The organism is Aliiroseovarius sp. B-4, assembly GCF_056857795.1.
Genome location: NZ_JBSXNV010000042.1, coordinates 52,273 through 74,633, shown reverse-complemented (window position 1 = coordinate 74,633; position 22,361 = coordinate 52,273). Strand labels below are relative to the sequence as shown.

The 22,361-nt window shown below is 57.8% G+C and carries 25 protein-coding genes; 12 read left to right on the top strand and 13 right to left on the bottom strand.

Going from position 1 to position 22,361, the window contains the following annotated elements; genetic code table 11:
* Positions 1–9 precede the first annotated feature (9 nt).
* The 3 genes from AC13C8_RS18805 to AC13C8_RS18795 form a co-directional block, all read right to left on the bottom strand.
* Positions 10–453 carry a MarR family winged helix-turn-helix transcriptional regulator gene (locus AC13C8_RS18805; RefSeq protein WP_482848694.1) on the bottom strand — a complete coding sequence of 148 codons (444 nt, stop codon included), beginning with the start codon at positions 451–453 and terminating at the stop codon, positions 10–12.
* A 141-nt stretch (positions 454–594) separates the two neighbouring features.
* Positions 595–1,212, bottom strand: a complete 618-nt coding sequence (locus AC13C8_RS18800; RefSeq protein ID WP_482848693.1) for an MlaC/ttg2D family ABC transporter substrate-binding protein — start codon at positions 1,210–1,212, stop codon at positions 595–597.
* Positions 1,193–1,936: an MlaA family lipoprotein gene (locus AC13C8_RS18795; RefSeq protein WP_177179358.1), complete on the bottom strand. Its 744-nt coding sequence runs from the start codon at positions 1,934–1,936 to the stop codon at positions 1,193–1,195. Before AC13C8_RS18795 ends, AC13C8_RS18800 begins: the two co-directional genes overlap by 20 nt.
* 192 nt (positions 1,937–2,128) lie before the next feature.
* Between AC13C8_RS18795 and AC13C8_RS18790 the strand changes: the two genes are divergently transcribed.
* From AC13C8_RS18790 to AC13C8_RS18770, 5 genes are all read left to right on the top strand, one after another.
* A complete protein-coding gene (locus tag AC13C8_RS18790) occupies positions 2,129–3,877 on the top strand; it encodes a type I secretion system permease/ATPase (protein WP_091432698.1) in 1,749 nt (582 codons plus the stop codon).
* On the top strand, positions 3,864–5,165 hold the full coding sequence (locus AC13C8_RS18785; RefSeq protein ID WP_482848692.1) for an HlyD family type I secretion periplasmic adaptor subunit: 1,302 nt from the start codon (positions 3,864–3,866) through the stop codon (positions 5,163–5,165). Before AC13C8_RS18790 ends, AC13C8_RS18785 begins: the two co-directional genes overlap by 14 nt.
* 122 nt (positions 5,166–5,287) lie before the next feature.
* Positions 5,288–5,749: a RidA family protein gene (locus tag AC13C8_RS18780; protein WP_091431731.1), complete on the top strand. Its 462-nt coding sequence runs from the start codon at positions 5,288–5,290 to the stop codon at positions 5,747–5,749.
* The gene (locus tag AC13C8_RS18775) at positions 5,746–6,513 is read left to right on the top strand and encodes a glycerophosphodiester phosphodiesterase family protein (protein ID WP_482848691.1); all 768 of its coding nucleotides are present in this window, start codon (positions 5,746–5,748) and stop codon (positions 6,511–6,513) included. The genes AC13C8_RS18780 and AC13C8_RS18775 overlap by 4 nt, the downstream gene beginning before the upstream one ends.
* Before the next feature lie 31 nt (positions 6,514–6,544).
* The gene (locus AC13C8_RS18770; protein ID WP_482848690.1) at positions 6,545–7,732 is read left to right on the top strand and encodes a GNAT family N-acetyltransferase; all 1,188 of its coding nucleotides are present in this window, start codon (positions 6,545–6,547) and stop codon (positions 7,730–7,732) included.
* On the opposite strand, the gene AC13C8_RS18765 is transcribed toward AC13C8_RS18770, so the two are convergent.
* Entirely contained in the window at positions 7,729–8,223 is a 495-nt protein-coding gene (locus tag AC13C8_RS18765; protein ID WP_482848689.1) for a redoxin family protein, read from the bottom strand. The two genes, AC13C8_RS18770 and AC13C8_RS18765, sit on opposite strands and share 4 nt — an antisense overlap.
* 82 nt (positions 8,224–8,305) lie before the next feature.
* Between AC13C8_RS18765 and AC13C8_RS18760 the strand changes: the two genes are divergently transcribed.
* Entirely contained in the window at positions 8,306–9,514 is a 1,209-nt protein-coding gene (locus AC13C8_RS18760; protein WP_091431735.1) for an NAD(P)/FAD-dependent oxidoreductase, read from the top strand.
* A complete protein-coding gene (rsmD, locus tag AC13C8_RS18755; RefSeq protein ID WP_482848688.1) occupies positions 9,511–10,071 on the top strand; it encodes a 16S rRNA (guanine(966)-N(2))-methyltransferase RsmD in 561 nt (186 codons plus the stop codon). Before AC13C8_RS18760 ends, rsmD begins: the two co-directional genes overlap by 4 nt.
* Here the strand turns inward: rsmD and map are convergent.
* Both map and sfsA read right to left on the bottom strand, forming a co-directional pair.
* A complete protein-coding gene (map, locus tag AC13C8_RS18750) occupies positions 10,068–10,916 on the bottom strand; it encodes a type I methionyl aminopeptidase (protein ID WP_091431739.1) in 849 nt (282 codons plus the stop codon). The two genes, rsmD and map, sit on opposite strands and share 4 nt — an antisense overlap.
* Before the next feature lie 36 nt (positions 10,917–10,952).
* Positions 10,953–11,654: a DNA/RNA nuclease SfsA gene (gene sfsA, locus AC13C8_RS18745; protein WP_482848687.1), complete on the bottom strand. Its 702-nt coding sequence runs from the start codon at positions 11,652–11,654 to the stop codon at positions 10,953–10,955.
* 38 nt (positions 11,655–11,692) lie between these two features.
* Between sfsA and AC13C8_RS18740 the strand changes: the two genes are divergently transcribed.
* Genes AC13C8_RS18740 through AC13C8_RS18725 form a run of 4 tightly spaced genes read left to right on the top strand, consistent with a single transcriptional unit; the run spans position 11,693 to position 14,669 of the window.
* Complete coding sequence (locus AC13C8_RS18740; protein WP_091431742.1) at positions 11,693–12,421, top strand: competence/damage-inducible protein A; 729 nt, start codon at positions 11,693–11,695, stop codon at positions 12,419–12,421.
* On the top strand, positions 12,418–13,149 hold the full coding sequence (locus tag AC13C8_RS18735; RefSeq protein WP_482848686.1) for a GNAT family N-acetyltransferase: 732 nt from the start codon (positions 12,418–12,420) through the stop codon (positions 13,147–13,149). Before AC13C8_RS18740 ends, AC13C8_RS18735 begins: the two co-directional genes overlap by 4 nt.
* Before the next feature lie 12 nt (positions 13,150–13,161).
* Positions 13,162–13,737, top strand: a complete 576-nt coding sequence (locus AC13C8_RS18730; protein ID WP_482848685.1) for a peroxidase-related enzyme — start codon at positions 13,162–13,164, stop codon at positions 13,735–13,737.
* Positions 13,734–14,669, top strand: a complete 936-nt coding sequence (locus tag AC13C8_RS18725) for an OmpA family protein (RefSeq protein ID WP_482848684.1) — start codon at positions 13,734–13,736, stop codon at positions 14,667–14,669. Before AC13C8_RS18730 ends, AC13C8_RS18725 begins: the two co-directional genes overlap by 4 nt.
* A gap of 12 nt (positions 14,670–14,681) precedes the next feature.
* Here the strand turns inward: AC13C8_RS18725 and AC13C8_RS18720 are convergent, their stop codons facing one another.
* From AC13C8_RS18720 to AC13C8_RS18690, 7 genes are all read right to left on the bottom strand, one after another.
* Positions 14,682–15,587, bottom strand: coding sequence for a LysR family transcriptional regulator (locus AC13C8_RS18720; RefSeq protein ID WP_091431749.1), 906 nt, complete (start codon positions 15,585–15,587; stop codon positions 14,682–14,684).
* Between the two features lie 131 nt (positions 15,588–15,718).
* Positions 15,719–16,639 (bottom strand): AEC family transporter, encoded by a 921-nt coding sequence (locus AC13C8_RS18715; RefSeq protein ID WP_482848683.1) that lies wholly within the window; start codon positions 16,637–16,639, stop codon positions 15,719–15,721.
* Positions 16,640–16,679: 40 nt separating this feature from the next.
* The gene (locus AC13C8_RS18710; protein ID WP_482848682.1) at positions 16,680–18,707 is read right to left on the bottom strand and encodes a 2,4-dienoyl-CoA reductase FMN-binding domain-containing protein; all 2,028 of its coding nucleotides are present in this window, start codon (positions 18,705–18,707) and stop codon (positions 16,680–16,682) included.
* Positions 18,708–18,789: 82 nt separating this feature from the next.
* Positions 18,790–19,275 (bottom strand): 2-thiouracil desulfurase family protein, encoded by a 486-nt coding sequence (locus tag AC13C8_RS18705; RefSeq protein ID WP_482848681.1) that lies wholly within the window; start codon positions 19,273–19,275, stop codon positions 18,790–18,792.
* 2 nt (positions 19,276–19,277) lie between these two features.
* On the bottom strand, positions 19,278–19,658 hold the full coding sequence (locus AC13C8_RS18700) for a hypothetical protein (RefSeq protein WP_482848680.1): 381 nt from the start codon (positions 19,656–19,658) through the stop codon (positions 19,278–19,280).
* Between the two features lie 13 nt (positions 19,659–19,671).
* A complete protein-coding gene (locus AC13C8_RS18695; protein ID WP_091431757.1) occupies positions 19,672–20,445 on the bottom strand; it encodes a DUF6478 family protein in 774 nt (257 codons plus the stop codon).
* A 64-nt stretch (positions 20,446–20,509) separates the two neighbouring features.
* On the bottom strand, positions 20,510–21,256 hold the full coding sequence (locus AC13C8_RS18690) for a hypothetical protein (RefSeq protein ID WP_177179360.1): 747 nt from the start codon (positions 21,254–21,256) through the stop codon (positions 20,510–20,512).
* 151 nt (positions 21,257–21,407) lie between these two features.
* Here AC13C8_RS18690 and AC13C8_RS18685 point away from each other — a divergent pair, with 151 nt between their 5' ends.
* Positions 21,408–22,355, top strand: a complete 948-nt coding sequence (locus AC13C8_RS18685) for a CPBP family intramembrane glutamic endopeptidase (protein WP_482848679.1) — start codon at positions 21,408–21,410, stop codon at positions 22,353–22,355.
* The last annotated feature ends 6 nt before the right edge of the window (positions 22,356–22,361 follow it).

Below are 22,361 nucleotides of genomic sequence, written 5' to 3'. Positions count from 1 at the left end.
ACACAGACTTCAATCCGTTAGAGACAGTATCCGTTGCAGCATGTTGATCAGCATCACGCGCTCATCACGGGTGAGCACACTTAAAAAGCGATCATTCAGATCGGTGATCAGGGGCGGCAGTTTTTCAGCAAGCGTGCGCCCTTTGATCGTCAGGAACACTTGTGTTGTGCGGCGGCTGGACGGGTTTGTGCGCCGTTCAATCAAACCGCCGTTTGCCATGGCGTCCAGATTTCGGCTGACCTGATATTCGGGAAGGTTCAGCTTTGAACCCAACTCTCGCTGGCTTTGTCCATCCTGCGCAAGAAGCTGCATCAGGGTCATGAAGAACCGGAAATCCAGGTCCAAACCGGCCAACTGCTTTTTCATCGCTTCATCCACGCGACGCGCCAACACTTGTGACAGAAAACCAAGGCTTTCCTTCTGCGTCCGTCCGGGCCAGTTCGCACCTGTCATTGCTTGCCTCCATTGCTCGGCTTCGTTCAAATACTTGCGCCTGCAATCTTTTGCAACCCAGCGGAGATGATGCCCCAAAACCGAAAAACACCCCTGCGCAACCGCAGGGGTGTTTGAAGCCTGAAAGAACGGGCGGCTGGGTCAGCCGGCCTTGAGATCCGCAATCAACTGGTTCAGGTCGCCACCACGGCGATCCAGCATCGCGCCGATTTCTTTGCGTTCGGACTTCACGATCGAAATCCCTTCGACCTGCATGTCGATGAACTTGCCGTTCTTGGCCGATACCACAAACACCACATCAAACGGAGATTTTCCCTTGAGCTGGGTCTTGGTCAGAACCTCAAATCGGCTTTTCACCTGCTTCGAGCTGACAACGTTGATGCTTCCACCCTCAAACTCGCGGAAACGGCTGCCATAGCGGCGGGCGATATAGGCGCGGAAGGCTTTGACGAATGCGCTTTTCTGCGACGCGCTGGCTGAACGACCATCCGGGCCAAGCGCCGACAACGCGATGAAGTCCACATCCGCATATTTTGCAAATACGTTCTCGAACCTTTTGATCATCGTCGCTTCGGATGTGCCGGAATTGATGATCCCGTTGATATCGCTGACAACCTGACCGATCAGGTTTTCTGCTTTCGCGGCGTCGATTGCCGCCATCGCGCGGCCCGGCAACAGGGCCAAAACACCCAGTCCGGCCAGTCCGCCCAGAACAGCGCGGCGTGTCAGTGAGGTTTCGTTACCCATCATACGCATCATAAATATCCTCAAGCTCATTGTCCTCGACCTCGATGCCAAGCTCATACCGGCGCGAATCAAGGTAATAGAGCCGCATCAACTCATACCCGTCTTCATTATAGTAGAACTCGTCAATCGTATCGCCGAACGTGTAACGGTCGCCAAACTTTGCCAGAACCCAAGTGACCTTGGGAAGGTGTTTTACTTCGGTCGGCAAAGCCAAGCTCAGTGGGTTCAGCACGAAGTCGACAAGAATGCCAAATCCGTCCCGCTCAGTCGACGGTCCGAAGAACGGCAGCACCACATAATCGCCTTCAGACGCACCCCAGACATGTAGCGTTTCGCCGAAATCGCTGTCGCGTTCTTCAAGACCAATCTCGGTTGCTACGTCTACCATGCCCAACAGCCCGAAGGTCGAATTGAACAGGAACCGCACGGTATTGTGAACGGCATCTTCGACATTGCCTTGCAGGATGTTGTTGGCCACGACGCCTGGCAATCCGGCATTGTCCGAAAAAACCGAGATCGTATCGCGAACACCGCGCGGCAGAATCTCGCCATAAGCCGTCGATGCCGGTGAAATCAGTGCGCGATCCAGATCAACGTTCGCCTCATGGGTGCGGCGGTTCTGCACCTCATGCGGGTCGTCATAGCCCGAAGGCGCCGGTGCCTGCGCACAAGCCCCAAGTGTCAGAAGCAACAGGCCAGCCATCGCCGGAAAAGTCTTCGAAATCGGTTTGGTCACAGTGATATCTTTATTTTGGCGGCAGTCGGACGTTGAGGTGACACATAATGCGCAGTGTTTCAATGCAAAGCCGTTAAGGGATTTGCAGCTTTTAATGTGTCTATTTGGCGACAGTTTACAAGCCGAATCCCGCCGAAGCCAGCGCGCTCTGCCTGCGCACCGCATATGGCGGCCTTCATCAGGTCAGATCAAATGGGACACCAGCAACACGCTTACGGTCAGAAAGAGCTGCGCAAGATCCGACACAGGATGCGCGGGCTGCTGATAAACGCGGCAATCTTTTCCATTTTTGTCAATCTTTTGACGCTGACGGCACCGATCTACATGTTGCAGATATATGATCGCGTCCTGAGCAGCGGGTCCGAAGCAACTCTCGCCACCCTTACGCTCCTCATGGCGTTTCTGTTCCTTATGATGGGTTGCCTTGACTATGCGCGCGGTCGCCTGCTGGCCCGCGCGGGTGCCCGTTTCCAAGCAGACCTTGATGAACGCATCTTCCTTTTGAACCTGAACTCGGAACAGAAGCCCCAGGATCGGCCAGTCACTGCAAGCGCGGTGCGCGATGTCGATGCAATCCGGCGGCTCTTCTCAAGCCCGGTCATGACCGCTTTCTTTGATCTTCCCTGGACGCCTGTCTTTCTGCTGGCGATCACGGTGTTTCATCCATGGCTGGGTGCGTTGGCGGTATCGGGCGGCGTGATTCTGGTAACGATTACGTCGCTTAACCAATGGCTCACACGGGGTCCAATGGCCGTATTAAGAAACCAGACCCTGCACGCCGATCAGATGGCGGGGCGGTTGCAGACCGAAGGGCAATTGGTTCGTGCGCTTGGGCTGTCAGAAACCACAACTCTCCGCTGGAAACGACTTCGCATTGTCGCGTTGGGCACTGGGTTGAGCCTCTCGGACCAGCAAAGTCTGTTCGCCGTGATGACAAAAACTTTCCGGCAGTTTCTTCAGTCGGCGATGCTGGGTTTGGGGGCTTATCTGGCATTGCAGGGTGCGATATCGCCGGGTGCCATGATTGCCGGATCCATTCTGCTTTCGCGCGCGCTTGGCCCAATTGATATTGCCGTCGGTCAGTGGCCCGTCGCGCAACAGGCAAAGGCAGCCTGGCAATCACTGGCTCAGCATCTTTCAGACGCGCCTGTTGGGGCCACAAGAACAACTCTTCCCACTCCCGCAGCCAATGTGCAGGTCAGCAACGTCACCGTCATCCCAACGGGTCAGAGCTTTGCGGTCTTGCAGAATATATCCTTCATGTTGTCGCCGGGCACGGCACTGGGGGTTATTGGCCCCTCAGGCGCTGGAAAATCGACACTGGCACAAGTCATGACTGGTGCGCTCCGCCCGTCGGCTGGCTCTGTGCGGTTGGACGGTGCGGCGCTCCATCACTATGGCCCGGCCCAGCTTGGTCGATCTATCGGCTATTTGCCACAACGGGTTGTTTTTTTTGACGGGACTGTGGCCGAGAACATTGCTGGATTTCACCCGGATACAGACGACGCCGATGTTGTGGCCGCGGCCACCGCCGCGGGCGCGCATCAAGTGATCCTGTCCCTGCCTGACGGTTATGACACCGTGGTCACGCCCGGAAACAGCCCGATTTCCGGCGGCCAGTTGCAGCGAATCTGCCTGGCGCGCGCGCTGTATGGCGCGCCGCCTTTGGTCGTGCTGGACGAGCCAAATTCGAACCTCGACCTTGACGGATCAGAAGCACTTAGCGTCGCGATACAAGGTGTGAAAGCGCGCGGTGGGGTGGTCGTGATCATGGCCCACCGCCCCTCGGTCATCCAGCATTGCGACCTGTTGATGGTGCTTGATCGCGGTCGCATCACTGACTTCGGACCACGCGAAGACATCCTCAGGAAAACCGTGCGGAACGCCTATCAGCTTCATGCCCTGCACAATGTTGAGCGAGGTAGCGATGCCAACGCCTGATCTGTCAGTTCGCGGTATCACGTTGTTCGGATTCCTTACGTTGGCGGTCCTTCTCATTGGCTTTGGCGCATGGTCTGTCTCTGCGCAGATCGCGAGTGCCGTGGTCGCCGATGGCATCGTTCGCCCGGATCGCGCGAACCATACGGTCCGACACCCCGAAGGCGGCGTCGTTACCTCGGTCAAGGTAATCGATGGCGATATGGTCAGCGCGGGCGACATCCTTCTAACGCTTGACGATACGCGCCAACAGTCGCGACGCGCCGTGCTGGAAAACCAACTGGTCGACACCTTGGCACGGATCGCTCGTCTGAAGGCGGAACGGGACGACGCGCCGTCTGTCATCTATCCATCCACGCTGCAACAGATCGCACTGGATCGTCCAAGTCTGACCGAGATAATGCAAGGGCAGACCCGACTGTTTCTGTCGCGCCGCGAACTGACCCAAACCCGATCTGCTCAACTGGACCAGCGTGCATCACAAATCGACCAGCAGAAAAGCGGGTTGGATGCACAAACAGTTGCGTTGACGCGACAGATCGCCCTTCTTCGAGAAGATTTGCAGCGGCAACGTGATCTGCTGGATCAGGGATTGACGCAGTATCCCCGAATCGCGGCCCTTGAACGGGAAGAGGCTGTTCTGACCGGCCGATTGGCCGAAATCGCTGCAACCAGAGCCGAGGCGGAATTGCGGCTGACTGAAACCCGATTGCAAAAACTGTCTTTTGACGCGGAGCATCGTGAGCAGGTGATTGCGGAGTTGCGGGATTTACAGTCCAAAGCTGCCGAACTGTCCGAAAAACTTCGTAGCATCAAATTTGAGGAGGAGCGGTTGACCGTTCGCGCCCCGGTCTCCGGTCTCGTTCATCAACTGGTGATCCAGACACCACAATCCGTGATCCAGCCCGGTCAGCCCATTCTGACCCTCATCCCCCAGGACGACGCATTGCGGGTCGCAGCGCGGATCAGCCCACAAGATATTGACCAGCTTTTTATCGGCCAAGCGGTAACGCTGACCTTCCCGGCCATTGCGGCCCGAAATGGTTCGGATGTGACAGCAAGGGTCAAAAAGATATCGGCTGATGCGGTCACGAACGAACAAACCGGGCAAGGCTATTTCGAGGTTGAGATCGGCATTGACCGGACTCAACGTGCCCGTTTGCCCACCGATACCATTCTACTTCCTGGAATGCCGGTCAAAGTATTCATCAAGATCGCAGATCGCAGCCCGATATCTTACCTGTTGCAGCCTTTCACCGCGTTTTTCCGCACCGCTCTGCGCGAAAAATAACCCGTCCGGGCTGGCAGGCTCGTTGTGATGATCGCTTTCACCCTTTTCAGGAAACGGATGGCAAGCTAGCGTCCCAGCAACCGCCCTACGCCAAGCGCGAAGACAATCGAAAAGGACGCGAGATGAGCAAATTTGAAACCCGACTTGCAGACCTGGGTGTCACCCTTCCCGATGCACCAGCACCGGCTGCAAACTATGTGCCTTATGTTAAAATCGGCGATCTGGTGCATGTATCGGGGCAGATCTCGATGAAAGACGGCGCGTTCCTGACAGGAAAACTGGGTAAGACCATGACCGCCGAAGAAGGCGCCCAAGCCGCCCGCAGCTGCGCGATCAGTCTGCTGGCACAGGTGAAAGCGGCCTGTGATGGCGATCTGGACCGCCTTCAACAAGTTGTCAAACTGGTCGGCTTCGTCAACTCAACGGACGAGTTTGGCGACCAGCCTAAGGTGATAAACGGGGCGTCGGACTTCATGGTCGAAGCGCTTGGGGATGTTGGGCGACACGCGCGTTCAGCCGTTTCGGCCGCCAGCCTGCCATTTGGAGTCGCGGTCGAGATCGAGGGCATTTTCCAGATCAAATGACCCGTTCACCAGTTCCCCTGCCTGCCAGCTTTCTGGCACGCCCGATTGCCCACCGCGCACTGCACGATGTGACAGCGGGTCGTCCCGAAAACTCACGCGCAGCGATCCATGCGGCCATTGCGGCGGGCTATGGGATCGAGGTTGATCTGCAACTGTCAAAAGACGCGCAGGCCATGGTTTTTCATGACTATGACCTGCGGCGTTTGACCGGTCAGTCCGGGCCAATCCAGCAACGTACATCTGATGAACTGGGCGGTATTACATTGTATCATGGCGACGAAGGCATTCCAACTTTTGAAGAGGTGCTTCGGATCGTGTCCGGTCGCGTGCCCTTGCTGGTGGAAATGAAGGATCAGGATGGGGCAATGGGGCCACGAACCGGACAGCTTGAATACGCCGTGGCCAGTGCTCTTGCCGGCTATGCGGGCGACGTGGCTGTCATGTCGTTCAACCCGCATTCGGTCGCTGCGCTCGGCGCACTTGATCCGACCTGTGCCCTGGGCCTGACCACCGAGGCTTTTCTTGAAAAAGACAACCCGCTTCTGCCAGCCGCCACACGCCGCTACCTTCGCGATATCCCTGATTTTGATCGGGTGAAGGCAAGTTTCATCAGCCATGACATTCAGGACCTTCGCAGCCCTGCTGTCGCAAGGTTGAAGGCAAAAGGCGTGCCCGTTCTGTGCTGGACGGTCAAATCAAAAGCCGCCGAGATCGAAGCGCGCAAGATTGCCGACAACATCACCTTTGAAGGCTATGCGGCTTGACCGCGCTTGTGGGGTTAGGCCCAATGTCACGGTGACAGATACTCAGATCGAAATCCGCACCCATCAAAGCCTTGCCAGTATTGCATCCAAGGACTGGGATGCCTGCGCCTGTCCTGAAACGGCGGACGGCGGACGCCCTGTCGATCCGTTCACGACGCATCGCTTCCTGACCGCGCTGGAAGCATCACGCAGCGTCGGCGAGGGCACCGGCTGGCAGCCACATTTCCTGAGTGTCCATGCAGAAGCGCAGATCATCGCCGTCGCGCCGGTCTATGCAAAGGCCCACAGTCAGGGTGAGTATGTGTTCGATTACAGTTGGGCAGATGCCTATGAACGGGCGGGCGGGCGATACTATCCGAAACTGCAAGTTGCGGTTCCTTTTACCCCCGTCAGCGGCCGCCGCTTTCTGACCCGACCCGGTTACGAAACCGTTGGACAGGCCGGATTGGTGCAGGGCATTGTCAAGATCGCCACAGAGAACGGCCTGAGTTCTGCACACGTCACCTTCTGCACAAGCGAAGAGGCGAAAGCGGGCGAACAAATGGGACTTCTTCATCGGATCGGGCAACAGTTTCATTGGGAAAACCATGGATATCAGACGTTCGATGCGTTTCTGGACAGCCTGAGTTCGCGAAAGCGCAAACAGATCAGGAAAGAGAGACGGCAGGCGCAGGACTTTGGTGGCAGGATCGTCGCTCTGACCGGCGACGCCATAAAATCCCACCATTGGGACACGTTCTGGCGGTTTTATCAGGATACTGGTGCGCGCAAATGGGGTCGCCCTTACCTGACGCGTGCCTTCTTTGACGAGATGCATCAAACAATGCGCGATGATGTGCTGCTGGTCTTGGCGGTGGAGGGCGACCGCGCTGTTGCCGGTGCGCTGAACGTGATCGGGCGCGAAACGCTGTTCGGGCGCTATTGGGGCGCGTTGGAACATTTCCCCTGTCTGCATTTCGAGCTTTGCTATTATCAAGCGATCGACTTCGCAATCTCGCACGGGATGCGCAGGGTCGAGGCCGGTGCGCAAGGCGAACACAAACTGGCGCGCGGGTATCTGCCCGTGGCGACTCATTCATTGCACTGGATCGCTGAACCCGGATTTCGCGATGCGGTCGAACAATTTGTGACCGCCGAGAAAGAGGCCGTTGAAGGGGATATCGACATCCTGACCTCCTACGGCCCCTTTCGAAAGACGGACATGCACGAGCGTGACTAGGCCGGCAGGTCCGCCAACAATGCCTCGCCGCCCGAGGTTTCGCATACCCCGGCGTTTTCTTCGGCATTCAGCACTTTGACCACACCGTCTTCCGCATACAGCGCATAACGGCGCGAGCGGTTAATCAAGCCCGCAGGTGGGGCGTCGAAGCTCATACCGACAGCTCGTGTAAACGTACCTTCTGCATCGCCTAACATGGTGATACCTGCCGCAGCCGCACCTGTGCTTTCGCCCCATGCGTCCATGACGAACGGGTCATTGACGGAAATACAAACCACCGCGTCGACGCCTTTCTTATCGAACTCCGGTTTTGTCCGTATGAAGCTGGGAACATGCGCCGTCGTGCAAGTGCCGGTATAGGCACCAGGCAACGCGAATATCACCACCCTGTTCCCCTTCGTCAGTGACGAAAGCTCGACCGATTCTGGTCCGTCCGCACCCATCCGCAACAAGGTCGCGTCGGGCAGTTTGTCACCTACTGAAAGTGTCATTTTCAACATCCCTGATTGTGTTTCCGGTTCCTCCAGTCATAGTCTGAAAACCGCGTCAGGTCAGTAAGAATGGAAACCCAACATGTCTCACATTGTTGTCATCGGCGCCGGGCAAGCCGGTGCGTCCTTGGTTGCAAAGCTGCGGAATTCCGGATTTGACGGAGACATCACCCTGATCGGGGCCGAGCCTGCACCGCCCTACCAACGCCCCCCGCTGTCAAAGGCGTATCTGCTGGGTCAGATGGAGTTGGAACGCCTTTATCTACGCCCCGAGAGCTTTTATTCGGAGAACAACATCACGCTACGACTAGACACCCGTGTGGACGCGATTGATGCAGCGTCGCGCGAGGTGGTGATCGGTGATGAACGCGTTCCTTACGATCAACTGGCTCTGACCACGGGATCTGCACCGCGACACCTGCCCGCCGCGATTGGCGGCACGCTTGAGGGTGTGCATGTGGTGCGCACACTGGAAGACGTCGACAGAATGGCCGCCGAGTTCGCGCAAGACCGCCGCGTGTTGATCATTGGTGGCGGCTACATCGGACTGGAAGCTGCCTCGGTTGCCGCCAAGAAGGGTCTTGGGGTTACGCTGGTGGAAATGGCAGATCGCATCCTGCAACGGGTCGCCGCACCTGAGACGTCGGATTATTTCCGCACCCTGCATCGCGCCCACGGGGTTGATATTCGCGAAGGGGTCGGGCTGGATCGGCTGACCGGCGACGGTCGTGTGACGGGAGCAGTGTTGTCGGACGGCAGCTCGCTTGACGTTGATTTCGCGGTGGTTGGTGTGGGGATATCTCCGTGCACCTCACTGGCCGAAGCAGCCGGGCTTGAGATTGACAACGGAATTAAGACCGACGCGCAAGGCCGCACGTCAGACCCTGCAATCTGGGCGGCGGGCGATTGCGCCTCTTTCCCCTATCGCGGCACGCGTATCCGGCTGGAAAGCGTGCCCAATGCCATTGATCAGGCAGAGGTGGTCGCGCGCAACATGATGGGCGAAAACGTCAAATATGTTGCCAAACCGTGGTTCTGGTCGGATCAGTATGAGGTAAAACTGCAAATCGCAGGTCTGAACGCAGGCTATGACAACATCGTGTCGCGGACAGGCGAACACGAGGGCAGCATGAGCTTCTGGTATTATCAGGGTGATACGCTTCTGGCGGTGGACGCGATGAACGATCCGCGCGCCTATATGATCGGCAAACGTTTGATCGAAGGCAGCAAGTCGCCGGACAAGGCGATCATTGCCGACCCAACCGCTGACCTGAAACCGCTGTTGAAATGAGGATTATTGCCGGGCGTTTTCGCGGGTTGTCTCTGGCCAATGTCGGCAAAGGTGATGCCGGTGCGCATCTGCGGCCCACCACTGACCGTGTGCGCGAAAGCCTGTTCTCGATGCTGACCGGGGGGCGGTTTGGCGACCCAATTCAGGACGCGTGGGTTCTGGACCTGTTTGCGGGCACCGGCGCGCTGGGGCTGGAAGCCCTGTCGCGCGGTGCTAACCATGTGACGTTTGTCGATGATGGCCGCAAATCCCTGTCTCTGATCCGCGAGAACATTGCGAAATGTCGTTGTTCGGATGAAACCACCATTATCAAACGCGACGCGACACGGTTGGGAGGTGGCCAACCCCATAATCTTGTGTTTCTGGATCCACCCTATGGAAAAGGGCTGGGGGAAAAGGCTTTGACCGCCGCCATGCAAGGGGGCTGGGTTGCGCCAGATGCGCTGATCGTGTGGGAGGATAACGTGGCGGTCACGCCCCCGGACGGGGTCGAATTGCTTGATGTGCGACGATATGGGGATACGACAATCTCGATCTGTGCGTTTTCAGCAGCCTAATCCCAAGTCGGGTGGAACTTTCCGGCAGGCGACAACGTGAAGATATCGCACCCATCTGCCGTGACACCGACCGAGTGTTCGAACTGCGCAGACAGCGATTTATCGCGGGTGATCGCTGTCCAGTCATCCGCAAGGATCTTGGTTTCCGGCCGGCCCAGATTGACCATCGGTTCAATGGTGAAGAACATGCCTTCTTCCAGCACCGGACCCATACCGGGACGCCCATAATGCAATACGTTCGGCGGGGCATGGAACACTTGCCCCAGACCGTGGCCGCAGAAGTCGCGCACCACCGACATGCGCTGGCTTTCCACATGAGACTGGATGGCGTGCCCGATGTCGCCGAAGGTGTTTCCGGGGCGCACGGCCTCGATCCCTTTCATCAACGCATCATGCGTCACTTGAATAAGACGCTCGGCAAAGGGTTTGATCGTGCCAGCCTTATACATTCGACTGGTGTCGCCATACCATCCGTCCACGATCACCGTCACATCGACATTCAGGATGTCGCCGTCAATCAGTTCGTCATGTCTGCGAGCCGATTTTTCGTTCTTGCCCTTGGGCGTTTTCGATCCGGGGATACCGTGACAGACGACATGGTTCAGCGAAATGCAGGACGCGTGTTTGTAGCCTTTATAGCCAATCGTTGCCGAAACCGCGCCCGCCTCGTCCACCATAGCCTCAATCGCGGCGTCAAGCTCGGCGGTGGTCACGCCCGGTTTTACCATCGGCGCGATCCGGTCAAGAATATCGGCGGCCAAACGGCCTGCCGCATGCATCCCGGTAAAATCGGAAGTGTCGTATAGGCGAATGCCTTCTTTGGTCACGCGCATGGTATCGTCCATGGTTTGGTCCTCTTGCTTCGCCCCTAAATAGGATGTTCAGGCCAAAGACGCCAGAGGGCCTGCAATTTCAATACCCTCGGGGCTGACCCGCGTGCCAAGAGCTATCGTTTCAACGCCTGCCGCGCGCGCTGCATCGAATGCCGCGCCATAGACCGGGTCAATATCGCGTGCCAGATCAAACCGATCACAATCGGTGCGCTGCACCAGATAAAGCATCACGGCGCGATGGCCCTGCGCAACCATATTCGCCAACTCGCCCAAATGTTTGGTGCCACGGGCGGTCACGCTGTCGGGAAACTCGGCCAGACCGGGTTGGCGCGACAGCGTCACGGATTTCACCTCGACATAGGTCAGCCGATCATCGCCTTCCAACAGAAAATCAATGCGGCTGTTGTCACCATATTTCACCTCGGGCCGGACGGTGTGATAATCCCCCAAGCCCGCGACCGAACGCGTGTCCAGCGCCACCCGCAGCGCGCGGTTCGGCACCGACGTATCGACCCCCGTCATATGCCCGTTCTCATGGTCCACCAACCGCCAGCCGAATTTCAGCTTCTTCTTGGGGTCGTCATTCGGTTCCAGCCAGATTTTCATGCCCGGATCAGCCAGACCCATCATCGAGCCGGGATTGGCACAATGCGCAACCACTTCACGACCATCTTCCAGCAGGCAATCGGCCAAAAAACGTTTGTAACGTCGAATGAGTCTGGCGGGCACAAGGGGGCTGGGAAATTGCATGGAGCGGGCCTATACCGGAAGAAGGAAAGGAGCAAGCAATGCCAAACCCGACAGCCGCCATGTTGGTGATCGGAGACGAGATTTTGTCAGGCCGGACAAGGGATGCAAACATGCATTACCTGGCGGGTAAACTGACCGAGCACGGCATTGACCTGAAAGAAGTGCGCGTCGTGTCCGACGACGCCCCGGCGATCGAGACAGCGGTAATAGCGCTTTCCAAAAGCTATGACCACGTCTTTACTTCGGGCGGGATCGGCCCCACCCATGACGACATCACCGCAGACTGCATCGCACGCGCTTTTGATGACCATATCGACATCCGCGACGATGCGCGCGACCTGTTGGCCGCCCATTACGCACGGCAGGGACAGGAGTTCAACGCTGCACGCCAGCGCATGGCGCGAATCCCGGACCACGCGACGTTGATTGACAATCCAGTGTCGATCGCACCCGGCTTCACGCTGGAAAACGTGCATGTGATGGCGGGCGTTCCGTCTGTATTCAAGGCAATGGTCGATAGTGTTATACCCGACTTGACAGGGGGTGCGCCTCTGCAATCCCGTTCGATCCGGATCGAACGCGGGGAAGGCGAGATCGCCGGCCCGTTGGGGCAACTGGCGAACAAAAACGCGGACCTGAGTTTCGGATCATATCCATTCATTCAAAACGGTATTTTCGGCGCGAACATCGTGATCCGGGGCACAGATCCCGCCCGGCTTGATGCTGCCGTCCAAACCCTGTCCCAACTATTTTCGGAGGACATATGAAACACAATCTTCCCAGCGTTGACAAAGTTATTGAAGCTTGCGAAGCGACTTGGCCACCTGCCGAAACAAAACGCGTCGGCGCATGGGTCATCCGTGATGGCGCTGGTGGGGGCAAGCGTGTCTCGGCTGCGACGGAAAACTGGCCAACCACCGAAGCGGACCTGCCCGTCGCGGAAAAAGCCATGCGCGAGCTTGGGATGGATCCGTTGTTTCAAATCCGTCATGGCGATGAGCATCTGGACGATATGCTTGAAAAACACGGCTATCAGATTGTCGATCCGGTTAATTTCTGGGTGATCGAGGTTGAAGAGCTGACCCAGAATGCCCCGCCACCTGTCTCGGCCTTTTCCATCTGGCCGAGTCTGTCGATCATGGATGAACTGTGGGAAGCTGGTGGCGTTGGCAAAGAACGGCGTGCCGTGATGGAACGTGCCAAGTGCCCCAAAACGGGTTTGCTGGCCCGCACCGACGATGCCCCGTCAGGTGTTGGATTTGTCGGCCTGCACGGAGAGATCGCGATGGTCCATGCCTTGCATGTAGACAAGGAAATGCGCCGGATGGGAACGGGTTTGAACCTGCTGAAGCAGGCAGCGATCTGGGCGAAGGCTCAAGGGGCAAAGTATGTTGCCCTGATCGTGACCCAAGGCAACCACGCGGCAAATCCTCTTTATGCCAATATTGGGATGCACTTGATCGGGCATTACCATTACCGCACCAAACCACAATAAAGGGAACCACCCATGCCGCGCAAAAACAATGGTGTGACGGCGCTTGACCTGCCGATGGTCGACCCGTTGCCCGAGGACATTCAGAAATACTTCGACATCTGCGACGAGAAACTTGGCCTCGTCCCGAATGTGCTGAAAGCCTATGCGTTCGACATGGAAAAATTGCGCGCGTTTTCGGCGATGTATAACGAATTGATGTTGGGCGACAGCGGGTTGTCAAAGCTGGAGCGCGAGATGATCGCCGTTGTCGTCAGCTCGATCAATCGCTGCTGGTATTGTCAGGTCGCCCATGGTGCCGCCGTGCGCGCCCTGTCCGGCAATCCGCAACTGGGGGAAGCGATGGTCATGAACTGGCGCATGGCCGATCTGGACAACCGTCAGCATGCAATGCTGGGTTTTGCCGAGAAAGTTGCCAAGGCATCCTCCGAAATAACCGAGGCGGATCGCAACGCATTGCGGCAAGCCGGGTTCTCGGATCGGGACGTCTGGGATATTGCAGCTACGGTCGGGTTTTTCTCGATGTCCAACCGCATGGCATCGGCTGTCGGGATGCAACCAAACGTCGAATATCACGCCCAGAATCGATGACGATCTTGTCCCGATTCCTTTGGCTGGCAACCGTGCTGATGTTTGCCACCGGTGCAGCGCAACCTGTCCAGGCGTTCAATCTGCCAGCCGGGGCGAAACTGCGCGCGGAAGAGCGCGACGACGCAGGTCGCGCCACCATTGCAACAGAGCGCTTCAATGGCGAGGCGGTGCCTTCCATCGTCGCCGAAGGTCAGATTGTTCGTCAGGCGTGGAAAGTGGATGGCACCAGCCAAACCAGCTTTCAGATCCTCCTCGGCCTGCGCGACCAGTTGATTCAGGATGGGTTCGACATATTGTTTCAGTGTCAGTCCGTGTCCTGCGGCGGCTATGATTTCCGCTTCGGCGTGGGTCATTTCAAAGCGCCTGACATGTTCGTAGACCTTGGCGATTATCATTATCTTAGCGCGCGCAAGGAGGGTCAGCTGACCAGTGTCCTGGTCAGTCGCTCGAAAGAGGCAGCTTTTATTGAAGTGTTGCAGCTCAACCCGGAAGACAGCGCGGCATCCAAGGCACCGGCGATCTCGGCTCAAACAGCTGTGCGCATCCCATCATCCGGACCCATTGGCGCGCTGTTGGAAAACAACGGACGCACCGTGCTTGACGGGCTAAGCTTCGCGACCGGGTCTTCTGAATTGACCGACGGCAACGTGCCTGTCCTGAACGAACTTGCGACCTATCTAAATCGGAACCCCGAGCGAGAGATCATTCTGGTGGGCCACACAGATGCAGAGGGCAGCCTTGCAGGCAATGTCACACTGTCACGCAAACGGGCAACCGCAGTGATGAACAGCCTGATCCAGCAATACGAGGTGAACCCCGCGCAATTATCTGCCGAGGGTGTTGGCTTTCTGATGCCGCTCGCCCCCAACCTGACAGCAGAAGGTCGCGAGATGAACCGACGGGTAGAAGCGGTATTGATCAGCACTGACTAGACGCTGGTCCAATTACCAGTTGTCGGGCCCTTTATCGGCAAAGGCGTGAACCAGAAAATCGATAAACGCGCGGACTTTGGGTTGAGTGAACCGGCCCGGAGGATAGACGGCATAGATACCCTGCACATCCTGGGGCAAGTCGGGGATCGCATCGACGACCAACCCCTGCTCCAACGCATCGGAATAAAGGAAACTGGGCAAATAGGCGATTCCAAGACCGGAAATGGCCGCATTCAGAAGCGACTGTCCGTCATTCACACTCAGCCAGCCAGCAGACCGGACCTGCCGCACCTCGCCTGACGGGGCCGGAACTTTCCAAACATTGCCCGAACTTTGGTTCGAGTAATGCAGGAGTTTGTGTTCGTTCAGGTCGTCGATGCGAGTGGGGCGGCCATACTGCTCGAAATATTCGGGGCTGCCAACCATCCGGCGGGTGGTCGTTGAGATTTTGCGGGCGCGAAGCGAGCTGTCTTCCAACTCGCCCACACGGATAGCCATATCGAACCCCTCGGAAATCAACTCAACGTAGCGGTTGGCCAAATCCAGATTCACATGCACATCGGGGAAATCATGTAAGAATTCTCCCAGCACAGGGCTTAGGTGATTAACACCAAAATCGGTCGCTACGGAAATGCGCAGGATACCGGACGGGGCCGACTGCATGGACGTCACGAGCGCATCCGCTTCGCCTGCATCATTCAAGACGCGCCGCGCGCGATCGTAATAGGCAAGGCCAATTTCCGTCGGGCTGACCCGCCGTGTCGTGCGGTTCAAAAGCCGGGCACCGAGGCGTGCCTCAAGACTTGAGACATGCTTGGAAACCGCAGATTTCGAGATACCCATCTTCTTGGCAGCATCCGTGAAACCGCCTTGGTCCACTACGGTGGCAAAGGCTTCCATTTCGGTCAGTCGATCCATTTCACTCTTTCCAACAAGTTCACCCCAGTGCGCTCGTTTATCCCGGCCAATTGGGGCAAGACTGTGAAGAACAACCGACAATACGGGGGTAATTGCGGGATCGTTATGGCTCTGGAAACGACCGCGGTCGGCTATCGTGTTGAAAAGGTTAGCTCTGCGATACTGATCCAGATTGGCAGGGTGATGGCAGCCAACAAAGTTGTCTGGGCGATCAAGGTCGCGACCAGATTTCGGTTTGCCCCGAAGGCCGACGCCAATACATGCGCCGCCGAGGCCGTCGGAAGGGCTGCAAACACGATCAGCACCGATGCAATGGCTGGATCCAGCGACAGGACCAGGCTGACACCCAAAGCAAATACAGGCAGCACCACCAGTTTTATCGCACAGATCGCCCCGCTGAACCGGTCCAGCCGCGCCAACGCACCCCAGTTCATGGTCGCACCAATCGACAAAAGCGCGATGGGGATGGCTGCGCGCGCCAACATCTCGATCGGGACCATGATCGGGGTGGGTAAGCGCCAGCCCATCAAGCCAAACACGACACCGCCAAGACTGGCCAGCAGAAACGGGTTCAGGACCACCTTGGTCACGGTCGCCCCAAAGCCCAACGCACCGCCGTGCGACAGGGCGGACACCGCAAACAGATTTGCCACAGGGACGCCCATGCCGACCGCCACAGCCATCTCGCCTGCGCCGCCATGGGTCAGAAGCTCGACAGCGACCAGACCCAGGGCCGTGTTGAACCGCCAGCAAACCTGCCACGTGCCCGCGAAATCCAGAAACCGGTCTGGCCCGACACCGCGAACAAGCCAACCCATGATCAATCCAACAGACAGGATGGACCAAACAACAGGTGCCATGATGAAAAGCTTTTCCGGGTCGATGGGGCGGCTGGCAGCCGCCACGAACAAAAGCGCGGGAAACAGGATCTCGAAATTCAGCCGATCCAGACCTTGCCACGCGTTTTCAGACAGACGCTTGCGAAGAACTCCACCCAACCCCACAAGAAGGAAGCTGGGCATAAGACCTGCAAAGACGGCTAAGAAAACCATGTGACCTCCGAAGCAAACGCCTCAAGATCAGTGGTTCAGATCAAAGAGCGGCCGCCAGGCGCGATCCTTGGTCGATTGCCCGCTTGGCGTCAAGTTCTGTCGCCACATCCGCGCCACCGATCACATGCGGTGACTTTCCTCGCGCCACAAGCGCGTCGGCAAGACTGCGGTCACTGACCTGACCGGCACACAGGATGATATTGTCCGCCTCGATCATACGCGGGTTATCCCGCGCTTCACCAGTTGAGACCATCAGCCCATTATCGGTAATCCGCTCGTAATTCACACCGCCCACCATCTCGACCCCTTTCATTTTCAGGGTCGCGCGGTGAATCCAACCGGTGGTCTTGCCAAGCCCCTTGCCCAGCGTCTTGGCCTTGCGCTGCATCAGCGTCACATGGCGCGCAGGCGCTTCGGGTTTCGGACCATCCGGTGACAACCCGCCACGCGCCTTGGCCGGGTCGGTCACGCCCCATTCGATCAGCCATTCGTCAAGGTTTTCGGTCGGGCTGTCACCCGCTTGGGTCAGATATTCGGCCACATCGAAACCGATACCCCCTGCCCCGATGATCGCCACACGGTCGCCCACTGGCACCTCGTGGCGCAAGACGTCGATATAAGACAGGACGTTGTCGGACTCCTGCCCCTCGATCCCCGGATCGCGGGGGATGACACCGGTGGCGATGATCACCTCGTCAAAGCCATCAAGGTCGTCCGAAGTCACCTCTTTTCCCAGTTGCAGGTCAATCTCTGATGCCGCAACCTGCCGTTCATACCATTCGACCAGACCGATGAATTCCTCTTTGCCGGGGATTTTCTTGGCCATGTTCAACTGCCCACCCACCTGATCGGCGCGATCAAACAACGTAACCCTGTGACCTCGTTGGTCGGCCACAAGCGCCGTGGACAGACCCGCAGGCCCCGCGCCCACAATGGCGATGGATTTGGGCGTGTCGGTCATGTCATAGCGCAGTTCTGTCTCGTAACAGGCCCGCGGGTTTACAAGGCAGGTCGAGATCTTGCCACCGAACGTATGGTCCAGACAGGCTTGATTGCACGCGATGCAAGGTGCGATGTCGCCAGCCCGGCCCTCGGCGGCTTTCGCAACAAACGCCGGGTCGGCAAGAAATGGGCGTGCCATCGACACCATGTCCGCCGCGCCACCGGCGAGCACCTCTTCGGCCACGTCCGGGTGGTTGATCCGGTTTGATGTGATGATTGGCAGCGACACCCGCCCCATCAGCTTTTTCGTGACCCATGTAAAAGCGGCGCGCGGGACCGAGGTTGCAATTGTCGGGATACGTGCCTCGTGCCAGCCAATGCCGGTGTTGATGATCGTGGCGCCGGCCTTCTCGATCTCTTTCGCCAATTGCACGACCTCGTCAAAGGTCGAGCCGTTGGGGACAAGGTCAATCATCGACAAGCGATAGATGATGATGAACTCGGGACCAACAGCGGCGCGCACGGATTTCACCACCTCGATCGGCAAGCGCATCCGGTTTTCATACGGCCCACCCCAGCGGTCTTCGCGCTTGTTGGTGTGGGTGACAAGGAACTGGTTCAGGAAATAGCCTTCCGACCCCATAACCTCGACACCGTCATAGCCAGCCTCTTTCGCGCGGGCGGCGGCGGTGGCGAAATCGGCGATCTGTTTCTGGATGCCGTCTTCGTCCAGTTCCTTCGGCGGGAAAGGTGAAATTGGTGATTTGATTGGGCTGGCCGAAACGCAATCCGGTCCATAGGCATAGCGCCCGGCGTGAAGGATCTGCATCGCAATCTTGCCGCCCTCAGCGTGCACACGATCCGTGACGATCCGGTGATTGGCAATGTCTTCGTCGGTGTAAAGACCTGCCGCACCGGGATACACGCCACCTTCGGGGTTCGGAGCCATACCACCGGTCACGATCAACGCCGCCCCACCCCGGGCGCGTTCGGCATAGAATTCAGCCACGCGCGGCCAGTCGCCACGTTCTTCAAGCCCTGTGTGCATAGACCCCATAAGCACGCGGTTCTTCAGGGTCGTAAAGCCCAAATCAAGGGGGGCAAGTAGGGTCGGATAGCTGGTCATGCTGGCGGTCTCCTGTCAGTTGCGGCAAACTTGTACGAGGGGTCGCGCGCTGTCATTCAAAACGCTGCGTAACCGGGCGGGTTTACCACGCGCAATCTCTGGTCAGGGCGTCGATCTGATTGGGAGCATAAACGGCCACACCTGCGGCCCGCAATGCAGCAGTGGTAACGCCGAACCCGATCCGCTGCGCGCCATCGTGATGCCCGCTATAAAGCAGCGTCGATCCGCAAGACGGGCTGGCCTCGGTCAACAAGGCATAGGTGCAGCCTTGGGATCGTGCCATTTCTACAGCGCGCTTCGCACCTGTAACGAAGGCGGCGGTAACATTGGTCCCGGCGTTGTCCAATACTCTGGCACGTCCGGCCAGAACATCGTCACCACCATAGTCCGGCTCTATCTCGGCGGGCAGACGCGGAACCGCCAAGCCTCCGGCTAGTTCCGGGCAAAACGGCACGAGTCGGCCTTCGGCCTTCCAGCGCGTCAAACAAGCGTGCAGAAATGTCTTGGACTGCCCGTCATACCGCACCTTCTGTCCCATCAGGCACGCGCTGACCAACAGCCGGGACATTGTTAGCTGGTTTCCATGCAGTGCCGCCGAAACGCGCGTTTGAGCATGTCCAGCTCTGCGCGCAACAGATCGACCTCGGCCCTGATGTCCGTCTCAAGCGGTTGCCCGGTCATGATCGAAAACGAATTGAGTGTCGCACCACTGTTCTTGTCGGTGATCAGGAAAGTCTGAACGCCATCGGTCAGCAACTCCGCTGGGATCGGCACTTTCACCACGAAAGCGCCATTTTGATCCGGGTGAGGTGCCACTGTCACACCATTGATTTTCTGCGACAGATGCGTCACCTGAAGATCTGGCGGGTCGTCCTGCGCATTCCCGATCGTCAGAACACCTTCCCATACGCCGGCTTGTATACGTGCCTTTACCAACTGGGGTTTTGTCACTTCACGCTCCTTATCAGACCTCTGCCCGCGGGCGACGACTGAATGTCACGTCGCGCAGGATCACCTGGCTCATCTCGGGATTCTCGAACACCAGATCAACCCACATGCGGTCGACCCGTTTCTCGTTCAGATTGGTATAGGCAAGATCGAATTCCACAATGGCCTCGGTTTCATCAGTCGGCAGGGCGCGGACAATCTGTTCGGTGTTCGGCCCGTGCTGAACGTTCAGACGCGCGAAAACCTCCAACGGTTTTTCCATCTCGATCAGTGTCATCAGACGCACAAGGTGATTGCGTTTCAACCCCTCGACAGCGGTTTTCGGAAGCTCGACCACGAGCGACAGAAACGATCCGTCAAACCCGAAGACATCCATCCTCAGACCGAACGGCGCAAGGTCACTTTCACGCGTATTTCGGACCTGCCGGACCGTCAGCTCCGAAACCCGGCAATCGTGAAACACCGTTGCTTCACTGCCGAAGTTCGTCTTGCTTTCTACGGCGGATTGCCCCGGCGGTGAAAGTGGGCCACGCCACAGTTCCGGACGATATGCCCAATCACTGTGCAATGGTTTTTGAATGGCGTCCGAACCGATCAAAGGTAAAGTCAGCCGCCCATCTGCCACATGCAACACGCGATCCAGCGCTTCGCGCAGCGCGCGCGCATGTGTGCGAACACCGCGCAGCGCCGCAAGATCAAGAGTGTCAGCCTGTCGCAGAACAGATTGCCAGCGCAGCAAAGACCGGCGCTGAAGCCAATGATCAAGGATTCCGTTCACACGTCGCGCCATATTGTGGTGTCGCCCTGCTAAGATTCGTCCGCCTGCCCGCAGTCATTCTTAGAACAGAATAGGGTCAGTTGCGCAAACCACCTAGCCAACCTTTCACGCCGCCAGCGCCATTGGAGCGCTTGTTTGCCTTGCGAATCCGGGCGACAAATTCTCGCAGCAGCTCATACCCCTTTCCCGGTCCGAGCGGCTGATCCGCGAATGCGGTGGCGCTGGCCGTGACAAGTCGCCCGTTCACCTCAAGAAACGCCCGCCATGTGGTGTTCGACAGGGCCGGGGGCAGACCGTCCGACGTATCCCTGACCCGGACATAAAGCACACCAGACGCCGACTTCACGTCCAGCAAAGTGACAGTCTCCGACTTTCCCACCCGGCTGAGCGCCGCGCGACCAGCATCGCTTTGCACAAAGCCGCGCGCCTCGCGCAGTCGGGCCTCCGGTTCATCTGGCAATGCGGAGGCTTGAATGGGCATCGGAAGGACAGTGGCGGTCAGGAATGCAGGCTTTCCGGGCTTGGGGTCTGCTGGGTTTTTGGTCAAGGCCGCACACGCTCCGATCGGTAGGAACGCGCCTGCTTCTGTGTCCTGATGCGCCGATGTGTCGATACAGAATCCTTTGGGGGCGGCAATCGTCACTGCCCCGCCCATGACGGCCTTGCTCCGAACCAGATCCTCTCGCGGCGTCGCTCGCTCTGCCGAGAAAATGGGGCTTTCCGACAAGTTGGGTCCAGTTTCCCCCCCACCAAGGCAGCCGGTCAGACCCAAGAACATACTCAGCGCCAGACCGACGCGCCACGCAGCGGTTCCGCAGCTCATGGATTTTTCAACCATTACTTCCCCCCACCCGAGGCAACACAATCCGGGCATCACATCAACGTGCACAAATTTCCACCAACTTTTCCCGGTTGTCCATCCATCAGATCGCCCTCATCATAGGGTAAATGAGTTTACATCGTCAGGTATCCATGTGTCCGTTTCCCCCTTTTCCGACAGTCTTTTGATCGCCAAAGCGTTCTGGTCTCCGGCTTTCCCCCACATTCAATTGTGGCGAACGATCATTGGCATCATCATCATTCATGCGGTGTTTTTTGCCGTGACCTTTGCGATTTTAATCGTTGGAGCCAATCTGCTTGGCACCGATCCCGGCAGTATGCTCGGTGCCTCGACCCCTGCCGAGGCAGCGGTGTTTTTCCTGACTTTCCTGGGGTATCATCTGGGGCTATGGGTGACAGTCAGGCTGCTGCACAAACGCGGATACCGTAGTTTGTTTGGACCCGCCCTTCGCGTAAATTGGCTCCATTTCAGACGCGGACTGCTGATCGCCATCGGGATCAGCATCGCGGCGATCCTGGTGCAACTGCTTCAACCCTTGTTCCTGTCACCTGCACAGGAAACCTCAGCCCAACAATCCATTCCCTTTGTGAATTGGGCGCTGTTGGTTGTGCCCGCGCTGATATTGGTGCTGATGCAAATCTTCGCCGAGGAACTGGTGTTTCGGGGTTATGTCCTTCAACAACTCCGCGCGCGATTTCGGTCGATCTGGATATGTGCAATCTTGCCTTCGCTTGCGTTTGGGGTGCTGCACTATGATCCCGCCACCTATGGCATCAACAGCATATTCTACGTCACGCACACAGCGACTATCGGTATCCTGCTGGCCGTTGTCACACTGCGCACGGGAAATATCGGTGCTGCTGCCGGTTTGCACTTTGGCAACAACGCCATGCTGATCTTTTCCGGCACCAAGGGCACGCTGGATGGCTTTTCGCTTTTCCTGACCGAAATGGACCTGACCAGTGCACAAATGACATGGTCCATCCTGTCTCAGACTACGGTGGTTGTCGCCGCCTTTGCCCTGTGGTGGTGGATGACCCAGCGCAACCAGCCAATTGCAAATGCCGAACAGGCGGACTAGTTAAAA